Source organism: Pseudomonas sp. GW458-11-26-14-LB4 (assembly GCF_059423925.1).
Map to the genome: position 1 here is coordinate 240,070 of NZ_JBWKYU010000007.1, position 17,669 is coordinate 257,738.

The 17,669-nt window shown below is 63.2% G+C and carries 6 protein-coding genes; 5 read left to right on the plus strand and 1 reads right to left on the minus strand.

Annotation, left to right across the window (positions count from 1 at the left end):
- Positions 1-90: 90 nt before the first annotated feature.
- The 3 genes from AC07XZ_RS12015 to AC07XZ_RS12025 all read left to right on the plus strand — a co-directional run bounded on the left by AC07XZ_RS12015 (position 91) and on the right by AC07XZ_RS12025 (position 2,704).
- Complete coding sequence (locus AC07XZ_RS12015; protein ID WP_102686441.1) at positions 91-714, plus strand: TetR/AcrR family transcriptional regulator; 624 nt, start codon at positions 91-93, stop codon at positions 712-714.
- A gap of 91 nt (positions 715-805) precedes the next feature.
- On the plus strand, positions 806-1,603 hold the full coding sequence (locus AC07XZ_RS12020) for a substrate-binding periplasmic protein (protein ID WP_102686440.1): 798 nt from the start codon (positions 806-808) through the stop codon (positions 1,601-1,603).
- An 87-nt stretch (positions 1,604-1,690) separates the two neighbouring features.
- Positions 1,691-2,704, plus strand: coding sequence for a GNAT family N-acetyltransferase (locus AC07XZ_RS12025; protein ID WP_102686439.1), 1,014 nt, complete (start codon positions 1,691-1,693; stop codon positions 2,702-2,704).
- Between the two features lie 73 nt (positions 2,705-2,777).
- On the opposite strand, the gene AC07XZ_RS12030 is transcribed toward AC07XZ_RS12025, so the two are convergent.
- Positions 2,778-3,332: an RNA polymerase factor sigma-70 gene (locus AC07XZ_RS12030; RefSeq protein WP_007955779.1), complete on the minus strand. Its 555-nt coding sequence runs from the start codon at positions 3,330-3,332 to the stop codon at positions 2,778-2,780.
- A 380-nt stretch (positions 3,333-3,712) separates the two neighbouring features.
- On the opposite strand from AC07XZ_RS12030, the gene AC07XZ_RS12035 reads away from it, so the two are divergent.
- Positions 3,713-16,714 (plus strand): non-ribosomal peptide synthetase, encoded by a 13,002-nt coding sequence (locus AC07XZ_RS12035; RefSeq protein WP_102686438.1) that lies wholly within the window; start codon positions 3,713-3,715, stop codon positions 16,712-16,714.
- 120 nt (positions 16,715-16,834) lie between these two features.
- Entirely contained in the window at positions 16,835-17,647 is an 813-nt protein-coding gene (locus AC07XZ_RS12040) for an alpha/beta fold hydrolase (protein ID WP_102686437.1), read from the plus strand.
- Positions 17,648-17,669 lie beyond the last annotated feature (22 nt).

A 17,669-nucleotide genomic window follows, 5' to 3' on the forward strand; every position in this document is an offset into this window, starting at 1 on the left:
GGTCACCGCCGGCGGCTTAAATTGCCCGCGCAACCCCGCCGTTTCTGCGGCGTACGGCGCATTTGACTGAACGACTGTAGGAGAGAACGGGTGGACGAGCAAAAAGCCCTGAGGGTCATGCGTGAACTGGTCGATGCCGGCCAGTTGACCGATCCGGATAGCGCTCGCGGCAAACTGCTGCAAGTGGCGGCCCACCTGTTCCGCAACAAAGGCTACGAGCGCACCACGGTTCGCGATCTGGCCGGTGCCGTGGGGATTCAGTCCGGCAGCATCTTTCATCACTTCAAGAGCAAGGATGAAATCCTGCGGGCGGTGATGGAAGAAACCATCCGCTACAACACCGCGCTTATGCGTGCGGCCCTTGCCGATGCCGCCGATGTGCGCGAGCGGGTGCTGGCGCTGATCCGCTGCGAATTGCAGTCGATCATGGGCGGCAGCGGCGAGGCGATGGCGGTGCTGGTGTATGAATGGCGCTCGCTGTCCGAAGACGGCCAGGCCAAGGTGCTGGCGCTGCGCGACATCTACGAAGACCTCTGGCTGCAAGCGCTGGGCGAGGCCAAGGAGGCGGGATTCATCCGTGGCGACGTGTTCATTACCCGACGTTTTCTCACGGGCGCGCTGTCCTGGACCACCACCTGGTTCCGCGCCGGCGGCAGCCTGAGCCTGGACCAACTGGCCGAAGAAGCGCTGATTCTGGTGCTCGAGGAGCGCTAGGCGCTTTCTATCGGGCCGGGAAACTGGCTAACTGGGCGAAACCGCCTAGCTTGAATGCAATGATCGGTACTTTTTCGGGGAGTGGGGTGTTTTGAAGTCTTCGCCAATTCGGACGGCCGCCGGGCTGATGCTCGCAGCGCTGGCTGCTTTATGGGTATTGCCTGCTCCGGCGGCGCAGGTGGTTCGGGTGGGCGCAGCGCATTTTCCGCCCTACACCATTCGCCCGGAAAACGGCGCCGACACCGGCCTGCTGCCGGAACTGGTCGCCGCGTTGAACAGCGCCCAGAGCGACTATCGTTTTGAACTGGTGCCCACCTCGATTCCTCGCCGGTTCGGCGATTTCAAGGATGGCCGCACCGACATGGCGATCTTCGAAAATCCGGAGTGGGGCTGGAAAGACATTCCCCACACCACCGTCGACATGGGGCTTGAGGACGCCGAGATTTTCGTCGCGCAGAACAAGCCCGGTCGCCAGCAGAACTACTTCGCGGATCTCAAGGGCAAAAGGCTGGCGCTGTACAGCGGCTATCACTACGAATTCGCCAACTTCAACGCCGATCCCAAGTACCTCGCCGAAACCTACAACGCCACGCTGACCTATTCCCACGACAGCAACCTGCTGATGGTCTTGCGCGGGCGCGCGGACATTGCGTTGGTGACTCGCTCGTACCTGTTCGATTACCTGCTGCGCAACGAAAAGGTGCGCGACGAGTTGCTGGTGTCCCAGCGCATCGACCAGATCTACCACCACTACGCGATTCTCAGTCCGAAGGCGCCGATCACCGGTGAAGCGTTCGGCAAGCTGCTGCAGGGCCTGCGCGACAACGGGCAGATGCTGAAGATCTTCGATCCGTACAAGATTGCGGTGGTGCCGGTACCGCATCAATGACCGGCGGTTTTTGCCGAACGGCCTAAATTTCCCGCCCCGGCTCACGTCCCATCGTTGAACTGTCGACGATTATCGTGAGCCCGACCCATGTCCAATCTGAATGACCTGACTGCCCTGGCCCTGCCTTCGGGCAGCCAACTGGTAGCCGATGCCACCGAAAGCCGTCTGAGCCTGAGCCTGGACGGGCAACCGCTGATTCGCCTGCGTCTTGATCGTGAAGGCCAGGGGCCGATCCAGATCGATGAGCGCTATGCACTGCCGCCGGGCCAGGCGCTGTGGGCAGCCTGTTATTGGCTGTTTGCCCGGGATCCGGCGCGTCAGCAATTGATCTGGCAACTCGATCAGGCGCCGACCGAAGCCTTGCTCAGCGGTTTGCTGGTGGGCACTGAAGTGGCGGGTGAATACCGCTGCGAGCGCACGCTGTTCTGGCAACTGCCGCAGCCGTGGCTCGGCACATCGCTGACCGGCAGCTATCCGCAGCAGATGGTCATCAGCAACGGCAAGCGTCATCCGCTGCGCCCGGTGAAACCGCGTGGGGAAGTCTATCGGCGTTTCGATGCGCGTCTCGGTGCCTGGATTTCCCTGCGAACGGTGGAGATCGAGCAGGATCTGGCGCGTTTCAATCGCTGGCAGAACAGCCCTCGAGTCGCCAGTTTCTGGCAGGAAGAGGGCAGCCTCGAACAGCACCGCGAGTACCTGAGCAAACTCGACGCCGATCCGCACACGCTGACCCTGATCGGTTGTTTCGATGATCAGCCGTTTGCCTATTTCGAAGCCTATTGGGCCAAGGAAGATCGTATCGCGCCGTTCTACGATGCCGACAATTACGATCGCGGCATTCACATGCTGGTCGGAGAAGAAGATCATCGCGGTCCGCACAAGGTGGCGAGTTGGCTGTCGGCGCTGGTGCACTACCTGTTTCTGGATGATCCGCGCACGCAGCGCGTCGTTGCCGAACCGCGTGCCGACAACGCGAAGATGATCGGCCACATGCACAACCAGTGCTTCCACTGCGAGAAAGAATTCGATTTCCCGCACAAGCGCGCGGCGCTGATGATTCTCGGGCGCGAGCGGTTCTTCGACCGGTGCACGCTGGTGTGATATTTCGCTGAAAACAAAAAAGATCGCAGCCCTTCAACGAAGGCTGCGATCTTTTTTTTGGCTCTGTTTCAGGTCAGCGACGGTTCGCGGACACCGCATCGGCGCGGCTGCCGGATACCTTGCGGCAGTGCACCAGCGCATCGCGAATCATGAAGTTGACCAGCGTTGGCGAAACGCCGAGTTCCTTGGCAATGTCCTTCTGCGGCACGCCGTGCAGACGGTACATCTCGAACGCATAGCGGGTGCGGACCGGCAGCTCGGTCAACGCGTCGGCGATGTGTTCAAGGGTCGAGAAGTTGATGTGCGAGGTTTCCGGCGAAGCGCCCTGAATGACCACGTTCAACCCTTCCTCCTCGGGGCCGGCGTACTTCTGCTCCAGCGCCTGTTTGCGGTAGTGATCGATCGCCAGGTTGCGCACGATCTGGAACAGATAACTCAGCTGGGCCTTGATCGACGACGTGATCGGCGGCGCCGACTGCAGTCTGAAGAACGCATCCTGGACCACATCTTCGGCGCGTGACCGGCAGCCGGTAATGCGGGCTGCAATCTTGACCAGAATCAGTCGATTGTCGACGAATGCCTGAAGTAGCGGTGAATCGCACCTGCTTGTGGATACTTGTTCCGTCATGGAAATCACCTTGCTGCCAATAGGTTAGTGGGACGCCTGGGGGACGGGGCCGTCCTACACATCGAGCGACAAATTATGTTGAATGATAATGATTGTCAATTGAGAAAGAGAACTAATGATCCATAACAGTGCGATCTGAGAACTGCGACACGCCGCCGCACTCGCCCAAGCGCCCAGCCCCGTTGGCGATCCAGCCTGCCGACTAATTATTTCAAGACGTCATCCGTTCTCATTGGTGAATGGATCCGGGTACGCAGCCCCGGACCTACCGCATTCCAATGCCTTGCACGGTCGGCAAAGACCGTGTCCCGCATGCCTTGCACGGGCATGCCGCAGCCAACCCGATTCCACCAGCAAGCCGAATTCAGGCAGGAAACCTCATGACCGACGCGTTCGAACTCCCCAGCACCCTGGTTCAAGCCCTCCAGCGCCGCGCGGCCATGACGCCGGATCGGCTGGCCTTGCGCTTTCTCGCTGAAACCGAGGCGCAGGCTGTGGTGCTCAGTTATCGCGAGCTGGATCAACGTGCGCGCACCATTGCAGCCGCATTGCAGGCCGAGGCCGGATTCGGTGATCGCGCGGTATTGCTGTTCCCGAGCGGACCGGATTATGTCGCGGCGTTCTTCGGTTGCCTGTACGCGGGCGTGATCGCGGTGCCGGCTTATCCGCCGGAATCGGCCAAGCGTCATCATCAGGAGCGCCTGCTGTCGATCATTGCCGACGCCGAGCCGCGTCTGCTGCTGACCAGCGCCGACCTGCGCGACGCCCTGCAGCAAATCGAAGGCGCGCCGCCGCTGCTGTGCGTCGACACCCTCGACGCTGCGCTGGCCGAGCGCTGGGTCGAACCGACCTTGCCGCAAGACCACATCGCCTTCCTGCAATACACGTCCGGCTCGACCGCGCTGCCCAAGGGCGTGCAGGTCAGCCACGGCAACCTGGTGGCCAACGAACTGTTGATCCGCCACGGCTTCGGCATCGACGTGAACCCGGACGACGTGATCGTCAGCTGGTTGCCGCTGTACCACGACATGGGCCTGATCGGCGGTCTGCTGCAACCGATCTTCAGCGGTGTGCCGTGCATTCTGATGTCGCCGGCGTACTTCCTCGGCCGGCCGTTGCGCTGGCTTGAAGCGATCAGCCAGTACGGCGGCACCATCAGCGGTGGCCCTGACTTCGCTTATCGTCTGTGCAGCGAGCGGGTCAGCGAATCGGCGCTGGAACGTCTCGACCTGAGCCGCTGGCGTGTGGCCTATTCCGGCTCCGAGCCGATCCGTCTCGACACCCTCGAACGCTTCGCCGAGAAATTCACCGCGTGCGGTTTCAGCGAAGACAGCTTCATGGCGTCCTACGGTCTGGCCGAAGCGACCCTGTTCGTCGCCGGCACACCGCGCGGCACCGGGATTCCAGCACTGCGCGTCGATGATCAGGCCCTGGCACAGAACCGCGCCGAGCCGGGCGAGGGCAGTCCGATCATGAGCTGCGGCATCAGCCAGCCAGAGCACGCGGTGCTGATCGTCGAGCCGAACACCCTTGAAGAACTGGCCGACAATGCCGTCGGTGAAGTCTGGGCTACCGGCCCGAGCATCGCCCTCGGCTACTGGCGCAACCCCGAGGCCAGCGCCAAGACTTTCGTCCAGCACGCCGGCCAGACCTGGCTGCGCACCGGTGACCTGGGCTTCATGCGCGACGGTGAACTGTTCATCACCGGTCGCTTGAAAGACATGCTGATCGTGCGCGGCCACAACCTCTACCCACAGGATCTCGAGAAAACGGTAGAGAACGAAGTCGAGGTGGTGCGCAAGGGTCGCGTCGCCGCGTTCGCGGTCAATCAGAATGGCGAAGAAGGCATCGGCATTGCGGCGGAAATCAGCCGCAGCGTGCAGAAAATCCTCCCGCCTGAAGCACTGATCAAAGCCATCCGTCAGGCCGTGGCCGAGGCGTATCAGGAAGCACCGAGCGTGGTGGTGCTGCTCAATCCGGGCGCGTTGCCGAAAACTTCCAGCGGCAAGTTGCAGCGTTCGGCCTGCCGCAATCGTCTGGCCGACGGCAGCCTCGACAGCTACGCGGTGTTCCCGTCGGCCACCGCTGAAACCGCTCATGAGTCGACCGCGTCCGCCTCCGAACTGGAAGCCCTGATCGGCAAGATCTGGGCCGAGCAACTCAACGTCAAACGGGTCAACGGCGACGATCATTTCTTCCTGCTCGGCGGCAACTCGATCGCCGCCGCCCAAGTGATTGCCAAGGTTCGCGAAGAGCTGAGCCTGGAGCTGAACCTGCGCCTGCTGTTCGAAGCCCCGACCCTGTCCGCATTCGCCGCCGCCGTGGCGCAACAGCAGCAGGACGGCGGCAGCGCCCAAGGCGACATCACCGCACTGTCGCGCAACGAAGCGCTGCCGCAATCGCTGGCGCAAAACCGACTGTGGATCACCTGGCAGCTCGACCCGCAGAGCAGCGCCTACAACATTCCCGGTGCCCTGCGCTTGCGTGGCGAACTGGACGAAGACGCCCTGCGCGCCAGTTTCCAGCATCTGATCGAACGCCACGAATCCCTGCGTACGCGCTTCTTCGAGCGCGATGGCGTGGCCCTGCAACAGGTCGAAGCGGCGGGCGAATTCAATCTGCAACTGATCGACATCAGCGACCTGCCGGCCAGCGAACGTGAAGCCCGCGCACAACAGATCCGCGAAGACGAAGCCCGCACCCAGTTCGATCTGGAGAAAGGTCCGCTGCTGTGGGTAACGCTGGTTCGCCTCGACGACGAAGATCACCAGTTGCTGGTGACCCTGCACCACATCATCGCCGACGGCTGGTCGCTGAACGTGTTGATCGACGAGTTTTCGCGCCTGTACGCCGCCGCGTCCCAAGGCCAGCGCGCGGAACTCGCGCTGCTGCCAACCCAATACGCCGACTACGGCAGCTGGCAGCGCCAATGGCTGGCGCAAGGCGAGGGCGAGCGGCAACTGGCGTACTGGAAGGCGCAGTTGGGCGACGAGCATCCGACCCTGGAACTGGCGACCGACCATCCGCGTTCTGCCAAACAAATTCACAGCGCCGCACGCCACAGCGTTCGTCTGGGGATCAGCCTCAGCGACGCGATCCGCCAGACGGCCCAAGCCTATCAATCCACGCCGTTCATGCTGCTGCTCTCGGCTTTCCAGAGCCTGCTGCATCGCTACAGCGGCCAGCGCGACATCCGCATCGGCGTACCCAACGCCAACCGTCCGCGCCTGGAAACCCAGGGCCTGATCGGCTTCTTCATCAACACTCAGGTGCTGCGCGCCGACGTCGATTCGCGTCTGCCGTTCACCGAACTGCTGGCGCAAACCCGACAAGCTGCACTCGGCGCCCAGGCGAATCAGGATCTGCCATTCGAACAACTGCTGGAAGCCTTCCCACAGGCGCGCGAGCAGGGCCTGTTTCAGGTCATGTTCAACCACCAGCAGCGCGACCTGAGTGCGCTAAAACGTCTGCCGGGCCTGCTGGCCGAAGAACTGCCGTGGCACAGCCGTGAGGCCAAGTTCGATCTGCAACTACACAGTGAAGAAGACCGCAACGGTCGCCTGACGCTGTCCTTCGACTACGCCGATGAGTTGTTCGACGCCGCGACCATCGAGCGCCTCGCCGAGCATTTCAGCAACCTGCTGCGAGCAGTTTGCGAACGTCCGGAACAAACCATCGGCGATCTGCAATTGCTGACCGCCGCCGAACATACTCAGCAAAGCGAATGGAGCATCGCCCCGTGCACCCCGGCGCAACAATGGCTGCCGGAACTGCTCAACGAACAAGCCCGGCAAACCCCTGATCGCACCGCCCTGATATGGGACGGCGGCAGCCTCGACTTCGCCGAACTGCACGCCCGGGCCAACCGACTCGCCCACTACCTGCGCGACAAAGGCGTCGGCCCGGACGTGTGCGTGGCCATCGCCGCCGAGCGTTCGCCGCAACTGCTGATCGGCCTGCTGGCGATCATCAAGGCCGGTGGCGCCTACGTGCCGCTGGACCCGGATTACCCGGCCGATCGTCTGGCCTACATGCTCAGCGACAGCGGCGTCGAACTGCTGCTGACCCAGACGTCATTGCTCGACCGCTTGCCGGCCAGCGAAGGCGTCAGCGTGATCGCCATGGACACCCTGCACCTGGAGAACTGGCCGAGCCAGGCACCGGGCCTGCACCTGCACGGCGACAATCTCGCCTACGTGATTTACACCTCCGGCTCCACCGGCCAGCCGAAAGGCGTGGGCAACACTTACGCGGCACTGGCCGAACGTCTGCAGTGGATGCAAAACACTTATCGCCTGAACGACACCGACGTGCTGATGCAAAAGGCGCCGATCAGTTTCGACGTGTCGGTGTGGGAGTGCTTCTGGCCGCTGATCACTGGCGCGCGCCTGCTGATCGCCGGCCCCGGTGAACACCGCGATCCGCATCGCATCGCGCAACTGGTTCAGCAATACGGCGTGACCACGCTGCACTTCGTGCCGCCGCTGCTTTCGCTGTTCATCGACGAACCGTTGAGTGCCGAATGCACCAGCCTGCGCCGCGTGTTCTCCGGCGGTGAAGCGCTGCCGGCAGAGCTGCGCAACCGCGTGCTGGCGCAACTGCCGGCGGTGCAACTGCACAACCGTTATGGCCCGACCGAAACCGCGATCAACGTCACTCACTGGCATTGCGGCGTGGCGGATGGCGAGCGTTCGCCGATTGGCCGTCCGCTGGGCAACGTGGTCTGCCGCGTGCTCGACAGCGATCTCAATCCAGTGCCGGCCGGTGTGCCGGGTGAGCTGTGCATCAGCGGCATCGGCCTGGCCCGTGGTTACCTTGGCCGTCCAGCGCTGACCGCCGAACGTTTCGTGGTCGATCCGCTGGGCGAGCAGGGCGCGCGTCTGTACCGCACCGGTGACCGCGCACGCTGGACGAACGATGGCGTGATCGAATACCTCGGCCGTCTCGATCAGCAAGTCAAACTGCGCGGCTTCCGCGTCGAACCGGAAGAAATCGAAGCGCGTCTGCTGGCTCAGGACGGCGTGGCGCAGGCCGCCGTGCTGGTGCGTGAAACCGTCGCCGGCCCGCAACTGATCGGCTACTTCACCGCCACCGACGCCAATGAAGATCAGGACGCGCAAATCGCTCGCCTGAAATCCGCACTGGCTGCCGAGCTGCCGGAATACATGGTCCCGGCGCAACTGCTGCGCCTGGACGCAATGCCCCTGAGCCCGAGCGGCAAACTCGACCGCCGCGCCTTGCCCGAGCCGCAATGGCAGGTGCGTGAACACGTCGAGCCGGTTTCCGAGCTGGAACAGCAGATCGCCGCGATCTGGCGCGAAGTGCTGGGCCTGAAACAGATCGGCCTGCGCGACGACTTCTTCGCCCTCGGCGGTCACTCGCTGCTGGCCACGCAAATCATCTCCCGCACCCGCCAGGCCTGCGACGTCGAGCTGCCGCTGCGTGCCTTGTTCGAGCACAGCGAACTGGGTGATTTCGCCGAGCAGATCCGCCAGATCCAGGCCAGCGGCCGCACCAACAAACAGCCGCCGATCGACAAGGTTGATCGCAGCAAACCGGTGCCGCTGTCCTATTCCCAGCAGCGCATGTGGTTCCTCTGGCAGATGGAACCGGACAGCCCGGCGTACAACGTCGGCGGCATGGCGCGCCTGCGTGGCGTGCTGGATGTCGGGCGTTTCGAGGCCGCGCTGCAAGCGCTGATCCTGCGTCACGAAACCCTGCGCACCACGTTCCCGAGCATCGACGGCGTGGCCCGTCAGCAGGTGCATGCCGAAACCGGCGTGCGCATGGACTGGAAGGATTTCTCGAAACTCGCCGCCGATGTGCGCGAGCAGAAAGTCCAGCAACTGGCCGACGATGAAGCGCACCTGCCGTTCGATCTGGAAACCGGTCCGCTGCTGCGCGCCTGCCTGGTCAAGACCGCCGAGCAGGAGCATTACTTCGTTCTGACCCTGCACCACATCGTCACCGAAGGCTGGGCGATGGACATCTTCGCCCGTGAGCTCAGCGCACTGTACGAAGCGTTCGTCGATGACCGCGAATCGCCGCTGCAACCGCTGCCGGTGCAGTACCTCGACTACAGCGTGTGGCAGCGCAACTGGCTGGAGTCCGGCGAGCGGCAGCGTCAGCTCGACTACTGGACCGCGCAACTGGGCCGCGAACACCCGCTGCTGGAACTGCCGGGCGACCGTCCGCGTCCGCCGGTGCAAAGTCATCAGGGTGAACTGTTCCGTTTCGACCTCAGCGATGATCTCGCCGCGCGGGTTCGCGCCTTCAATGCGCAGAACGGTCTGACCTTGTTCATGACCATGACCGCCGCCCTTGCGACCTTGCTTTACCGCTACAGCGGCCAGACCGATCTGCGGATCGGCGCGCCGGTGGCCAACCGTATCCGCCCGGAAAGCGAAGGCCTGATCGGTGCGTTCCTCAACACCCAGGTGCTGCGTTGCCAGCTCGACGGCCAGATGTCGGTCGGCGAGTTGTTCGAGCAAGTGCGCCACACCGTGATCGAAGGTCAATCCCATCAGGATCTGCCGTTCGATCATCTGGTTGAAGCGCTGCAACCACCGCGCAGTGCCGCGTACAACCCGTTGTTCCAGGTGATGTGCAACGTGCAGCGCTGGGAATTCCAGCAGAGCCGCATGCTCGCCGGCATGACCGTCGAGTACCTGGCCAACGATGCGCGGGCGACCAAGTTCGACCTCAACCTGGAAGTCACCGACCTCGACCATCGCCTCGGTTGCTGCCTGACCTACAGCACTGATTTGTTCGACGAGCCGACCATTGCGCGCATGGCCAAACATTGGCGCAACCTGCTGGAAGCGTTGATCGCCAACCCGCAACAACGTCTCAGCGAATTGCCGCTGCTTGATGCGCCTGAGCAGCAGCAATTGCTCGACAGCCTAGGTGTCGAGCCGGGCGAGCGTCGTCTCGATCAGTGCATTCATCACCTGTTCGCCGAGCAGGCGCTGGCGCGCAAGGATGCGCCGGCCCTGACCTTTGCCGGGCAGACCCTGAGCTACGCCGAACTCGATGCCCGCGCCAACCGTCTGGCCTGGGCCCTGCGTGAGCGCGGTGTCGGTCCGCAAGTGCGGGTCGGTCTGGCGCTGGAGCGTTCGCTGGAAATGGTCGTCGGCCTGCTGGCGATCCTCAAGGCCGGCGGCGCCTATGTGCCGCTGGACCCGGAATACCCGCTCGACCGCCTGCATTACATGATCGAAGACAGCGGCGTCGGCCTGCTGCTCAGCGACCGGGCGATGTTCAAGGCCCTCGGCGAACTGCCGTCGAACGTGGCGCGCTGGTGCCTGGAAGACGACAGCGCCGCGCTGGCCGATTACCCGGCTACCGAGCTGCCCTTTATCAGCCTGCCGCAGCATCAGGCGTACCTGATTTACACCTCGGGTTCCACCGGCAAGCCGAAAGGCGTGGTGGTGTCCCACGGTGAAATCGCCATGCACTGCCAGGCGGTGATCGAGCGCTTCGGCATGCGTGCGGACGACTGCGAACTGCATTTCTATTCGATCAACTTCGACGCCGCCACCGAACGTCTGCTGGTGCCGCTGCTCAGCGGCGCGCAGGTGGTGCTGCGTGCGCAGGGTCAGTGGGACGCGGAAGAAATCTGTGGCCTGATCCGTGAACATCGGATCAATATCCTTGGTTTCACCCCGAGCTACGGCAGCCAGTTGGCGCAGTTCCTTGCGACGCAAAACGACACTCTGCCGGTACGCATGATCATCACCGGTGGCGAGGCGCTGACCGGCGAGCACCTGCAGCGAATTCGCGCGGCGTTCAAACCGAGCCTGTTCTTCAACGCCTACGGCCCGACCGAAACCGTGGTCATGCCGCTGGCCAGTCTTGCGCCGGAAGTGCTGGAAGAGGGCGCCGGCAGTGTGCCGATCGGCAGCGTGATCGGTGATCGCGTGGCCTACATTCTCGACGCCGATCTGGCGCTGGTGCCGCAAGGTGCGACGGGTGAGTTGTTCGTCGGCGGTGCCGGTCTGGCGATGGGGTATCACGAGCGTGCGGGCATCACTGCCGAACGTTTCGTCGCCGACCCGTTTGCCGCCGATGGCGGGCGCATGTACCGCACCGGCGACCTGGTGCGCCAGCGCGCCGATGGCTTGGTGGAGTATCTGGGGCGGATCGACCATCAGGTGAAGATCCGCGGTTTCCGGATTGAACTGGGCGAGATCGAAACCCGCCTGCTCGATCACGATTCGATCCGCGAAGCGGTGGTGCTGGCGCTGGATGCGCCGAGCGGCAAGCAACTGGTCGGCTATCTCGTGACCGAGGTCGCTTCGCGAAGCGAAGCCGAGCAGGCCGAACTGCGCGATGCGCTGAAGGCGCACCTCAAGACGCAATTGCCGGACTACATGGTGCCGACCCATCTGATTCTGCTGGCGAGCATGCCGCTGACCGCCAACGGCAAACTCGATCGCCGCGCGTTGCCGGCACCGGATCCGGAGCTCAATCGTCAGGATTACGTGGCGCCGAGCAACGAGCTGGAGCAAACCCTGGCGCAGATCTGGTGCGAGGTGCTCAACGTCGAGCAGGTCGGTCTGAACGACAACTTCTTCGAACTGGGCGGCGACTCGATCCTGTCGATTCAAGTGGTCAGCCGCGCGCGCCAGCAGGGCATTCACTTCAGCCCGCGTGATCTGTTCCAGCACCAGACCGTGCAGACCCTGGCGGCTGTTGCCAGCCGCAGTGAAACCGTGACCGCCGAGCAAGGTCTGGTGACGGGCGAATCGCGTCTGACACCGATCCAGCACTGGTTCTTCGACACCGAGATTCCCGAGCGTCAGCACTGGAACCAGGCGTTGCTGCTGGAGCCGACGGTTGCGCTGGAACCTCATCGTCTGGAGCAAGCTCTGTTGGCGGTGATCGAGCAGCACGATGCCCTGCGTCTGCGCTTCACCGAGGTCAACGGCGCATGGCAAGCGACCCATCAACCGTTCACCGATGCCGCCGTGCTGTGGCAGGTTCGCGTGCCGTCGATGGACAAGTGCGCCGCGCTGTTCGCGGATGCCCAGCGCAGTCTCGACCTTGCCCAGGGTCCGCTGCTGCGCGCCGTGCTGGTCGATGGGCCGGACGCTCAGCAACGACTGTTCATCGCGATCCATCACCTGGTGGTTGACGGTGTATCGTGGCGGGTTCTGCTCGACGATCTGCAAACCGTGTATCGCCAGCTCGACGCCGATCAGTCGGTGAAACTGCCGGCGAAAACCAGCGCCTTCAAGGACTGGGCGGCGCGTTTGCAGGCTTACGCCGGCAGCGAATCCCTGCGTGAAGAACTGAGCTGGTGGCAAGCGCAACTGGCCGGTCCGACTGCCGATTTGCCGTGCGAACGTCCTGAGGGCGGTCGCGAGAATCGTCATGCGCAAACCGTCAGCGTGCGTCTGGATGCCGAACGCACCAGGCAACTGCTGCAACAGGCACCGAGCGCCTATCGCACGCAGGTCAACGATCTGCTGCTGACTGCGCTGGCCCGCGTGCTGTGCCGCTGGAGTGGTCAGCCCTCGGCGCTGATTCAACTGGAAGGCCACGGCCGCGAGACCCTGTTCGACGAGATCGATCTGACCCGCACTGTCGGCTGGTTCACCAGCGCCTATCCGCTGCGCCTGACCCCGCACAACATCGAAGAGGCCGCCGGGCAGGGCGCTTCGATCAAGGCGATCAAGGAGCAACTGCGCGCCGTTCCGCACAAAGGCCTCGGTTATGGCGTACTGCGTTATCTCGCCGATGACGCCAGCCGTCAGAGCATGGCGGCATTGCCGAACGCGCCGATCACCTTCAACTACCTCGGCCAGTTCGACCAGAGCTTCGGCAGCGATGCGCTGTTCCGTCCGCTGGATGAGTCGGTCGGCGCTGCCCACGATCCGCACGCACCGCTGCCGAACGAGTTGAGCGTCGACAGTCAGGTGTACGGCGGTGAGTTGCTGCTGCGCTGGACCTTCAGCGCCGAACGCTACGACGCGCAGACCATCAACGAACTGGCCGATACCTACGTCGGCGAGTTGCAGAGCCTGATCGAACATTGCCTGCAAGACGGGGCCGGCGGTCTGACGCCGTCGGACTTCCCGCTGGCGAAACTGACTCAGGCCCAGCTCGATGCATTGCCGGTGCCGGCGGCGCACATCGAAGACGTGTACCCGCTGACGCCGATGCAGGAAGGCATGCTGCTGCACACCTTGCTCGAGCCGGGCACCGGTCTGTACTACATGCAGGACCGCTATCGCATCAACAGCGAACTCGATCCCGAGCGTTTCGCCCAGGCGTGGCAAGCAGTAGTCGCCCGTCATGAAGCGTTGCGTGCGTCGTTCTGCTGGAACGTCGGCGAAGACATGCTGCAAGTGATCCACACACCGGGGCGCACGCCGATCGAGTATCTGGACTGGAGCGCCATCGCCGACGCCGAGCAGGAACCGAAACTGCAAGCGCTGCTCAAGGCCGAGCGCGAAGCCGGGTTCGATCTGCTCAATCAGGCACCGTTCCACCTGCGCCTGATCAAGGTCGGCGCGGCGCGTTACTGGTTCATGATGAGCAACCACCACATCCTGATCGATGCCTGGTGCCGTTCGCTGCTGATGAACGATTTCTTCGAGATCTACACCGCCCTCGGCGAAGGTCGCGAAGCGCAATTGGCGGTGCCGCCGCGCTACCGCGATTACATCGGCTGGCTGCAACGCCAGAGCCTGGCCGAAGCGCGCCAGTGGTGGCAGCAGAACCTGCAAGGTTTCGAGCGCACCACGCCGATCCCGAGCGACCGCCCGTTCCTGCGTGAACACGCCGGCGAAAGCGGCGGCATGATCGTCGGCGACCGCTACACGCGACTGAATGTCGAGGACGGCGCCCGTCTGCGCGAACTGGCCCAGGCCCATCAATTGACCATCAACACCTTCGCCCAAGCGGCGTGGGCACTGGTGCTGCGCCGCATGAGCGGTGATCGCGACGTGCTGTTCGGCGTGACCGTGGCCGGGCGCCCGGTGGAGATGCCGGAGATGCAGCGCACCGTCGGCCTGTTCATCAACAGCATCGCGCTGCGGGTGCAGATCCCGGCGGACGATCAGCGAGCCAGCGTGCGTCAGTGGCTGAGCGGTCTGCTCGACAGCAACATGCAACTGCGCGAGTACGAATACCTGCCGCTGGTGAACATCCAGGAACAAAGCGAACTGCCGAAAGGCCAGCCGCTGTTCGACAGCCTGTTCGTGTTCGAAAACGCCCCGGTGGAAGTCTCGGTGCTGGACCGTGCGCAGAGCCTCAATGCGACTTCGGACTCGGGCCGTACCCACACCAACTTCCCACTGACGGCGGTTTGCTATCCGGGCGACGACCTCGGTCTGCACCTGTCTTACGACCAGCGTTACTTCGACGAGTCGACCATCGAGCGCATGCTCGGCGAGTTCAAGCGTCTGTTGCTGGCACTGGTCGACGGCTTCCATGGCGATATGGCCGACCTGCCGCTGCTGGGCCATGAGGAACAGGACTTCCTGCTCCACGGCTGCAACCAGAGTGAGCACGACTATCCGCTGGAGAAGAGCTACGTCGAGCTGTTCGAAGCGCAGGTCGCGCAACATCCGCAACGCATTGCCGCCAGTTGCCTCGATCAGCAACTGAGCTACGCCGAGCTGAACCAGAACGCCAACCGTCTCGGCCATGCACTGGTCGCAGCCGGGGTGCAGATGGATCAACCGGTGGCGCTGCTGGGCGAACGTAACCTCGATCTGCTGGGCATGATCATCGGCAGCTTCAAGGCCGGTGCCGGTTACCTGCCGCTGGATCCGGGCCTGCCGAGCCAGCGTCTGCAACGCATCATTGAACTCAGCCGCACGCCGGTGCTTGTGTGCACCAAGGCTTGCCGTGAACAGGCGACGACCTTGCTGGATGAATTCAGCTGCGCCAACCGTCCACGCTTGCTGGTGTGGGAAGAGGTTCAGGCCGGCACGGTGTCGTCGGCGAATCCGGGCATCTTCAGCGGCCCGGACAATCTGGCCTACGTGATCTACACCTCGGGCTCCACCGGGTTGCCGAAAGGCGTGATGGTCGAGCAGCGCGGCATGCTCAACAACCAGTTGAGCAAAGTGCCGTACCTGAACCTGAGCGACGCCGATGTGATCGCCCAGACTGCTTCGCAAAGCTTCGACATTTCGGTCTGGCAATTCCTCGCTGCACCGTTGTTCGGTGCGCGGGTGGACATCGTGCCGAACACTATCGCCCACGATCCGCAAGGCTTGCTGGTGCATGTGCAACAGCAGGGCATCACCGTGCTGGAAAGCGTGCCGTCGCTGATCCAGGGCATGCTCGCTTCGGATCGCCTGAGCCTCGACGGTCTGCGCTGGATGTTGCCGACCGGTGAAGCGATGCCACCGGAACTGGCGCACCAATGGCTGCTGCGTTACCCGGAGATCGGTCTGGTCAACGCCTATGGCCCGGCGGAGTGCTCGGACGACGTGGCGTTCTTCCGCGTCGACCTGGCCTCGACTCGCGGCAGTTACCTGCCGATCGGTACGCCGACCGACAACAACTTGCTGTACCTGCTCGATGGCGCGCTGGATCTGGTGCCGTTGGGTGCGGTGGGTGAGTTGTGCGTCGCCGGCACCGGTGTCGGCCGTGGTTATGTCAGCGATCCGCTGCGCACCGCGCCAGTGTTTGTGCCGAATCCGTTCGGTGCGCCGGGCGAGCGGCTGTATCGCACCGGTGACCTGGCGCGCCGTCGCAGTGACGGTGTGCTGGAATACGTTGGCCGGGTCGACCATCAGGTGAAGATTCGCGGTTACCGGATCGAGTTGGGTGAAATCGAGGCGCGTCTGCATGAGCAACCGGAAGTTCGCGATGGCGCGGTCGGCGTGCAGGAAGGCGTCAACGGCAAGCATCTGGTGGGCTACCTGGTGGCCGCAGATTCCGCACTGAATCAGAGCGAACGGCTGGAGCGGATCAAGCAGCGCCTGCGCGCCGAACTGCCGGAATACATGGTGCCGCTGCACTGGTTGTGGCTAGACCGGTTGCCGCTCAACGCCAACGGCAAACTCGACCGCAAGGCTTTGCCGGTGCTGGAGATCGGCCAGTTGCAAAGCCAGGATTACCTGGCGCCGCGCAGCGAGCTGGAACAGACCCTGGCCGATATCTGGGCCGAGGTGCTAAAGGTCGAGAAGGTCGGGGTACGCGACAACTTCTTCGAACTCGGCGGCCATTCGCTGCTCGCCACGCAGATCGCTTCGCGGGTGCAGAAAGCCTTGCAACGGGATGTGCCACTGCGGGCGATGTTCGAGTGCAGCACGGTGGAGGAACTGGCCGGGTACATCGAAGGACTGGCGGCCAGCGACATTACCGAGGAGAAGGTTGATCGGCTCAATGACCTGATGGCAGAGCTGGAAGGCTTGTAGTCTTCAGCGTCAGTGAACTCAACATTTATCAACCGGTACATGGATGTACGTTTGTATAGTTGACGATCCCGAACCGGCAGCCCAGTCTGCCGGTTCTCTTTTTTGTCGCGGGGGTGATCGATGGCTTTCTTCGAAGTTGACGGACAGGCGCTTCACTACATTGATCAAGGCACAGGCCCGGCGGTGTTGCTGGCCGGCAGCTACCTGTGGGATCAGGCCATGTGGGCACCGCAGATCGCAGCGCTATCGGCGCACTATCGGGTGATTGCACTGGATCTGTGGGGGCACGGCGAATCCGGTCGCTTGCCTGAAGGCACCGCTTCGCTGGACGACATCGCCCGTCAGGCACTGGCGTTGCTCGATCATCTGGACATCGATCGGGTGACACTGGTCGGGCTGTCGGTCGGCGGCATGTGGGGCGTGCGTCTGGCGTTGTCGGCGCCGCAGCGGCTCAACGGTCTGGTGCTGATGGACACTTACGTAGGCGTCGAGCCGGAGCCGACCCGACAGTACTATTTCTCGCTGTTCAAACAGATCAAGGAAAGCGGCGGGATCTCCGAGCAACTGCTGGATATCGTGGTGCCGATCTTCTTCCGTCCGGGCATCAATCGAGAGTCGGCGCTTTATCAGGATTTCCGCGCCAAACTCGCCGGCTATTGCGCCGAACGCCTGCGCGAGAGCATCGTGCCGATGGGGCGCATCACTTTTGGCCGTGACGATCTGTTGCCGCGTCTGGGCGAGCTGAATGCGGCCACCACGCTGGTGGTCTGTGGCGATCAGGACAAGCCACGCCCGCCGTCGGAAGCACGGGAAATGGCTGAGCTGATTGGCTGTCCGTGTGTGCTGGTGCCGGAGGCAGGGCATATCTCCAATCTGGAGAATCCGGAGTTTGTGACCGACACGCTGCTGAAGTTTCTGGCTGAGCGGAAGTAACGAAAACGCCCACGCATTGCGT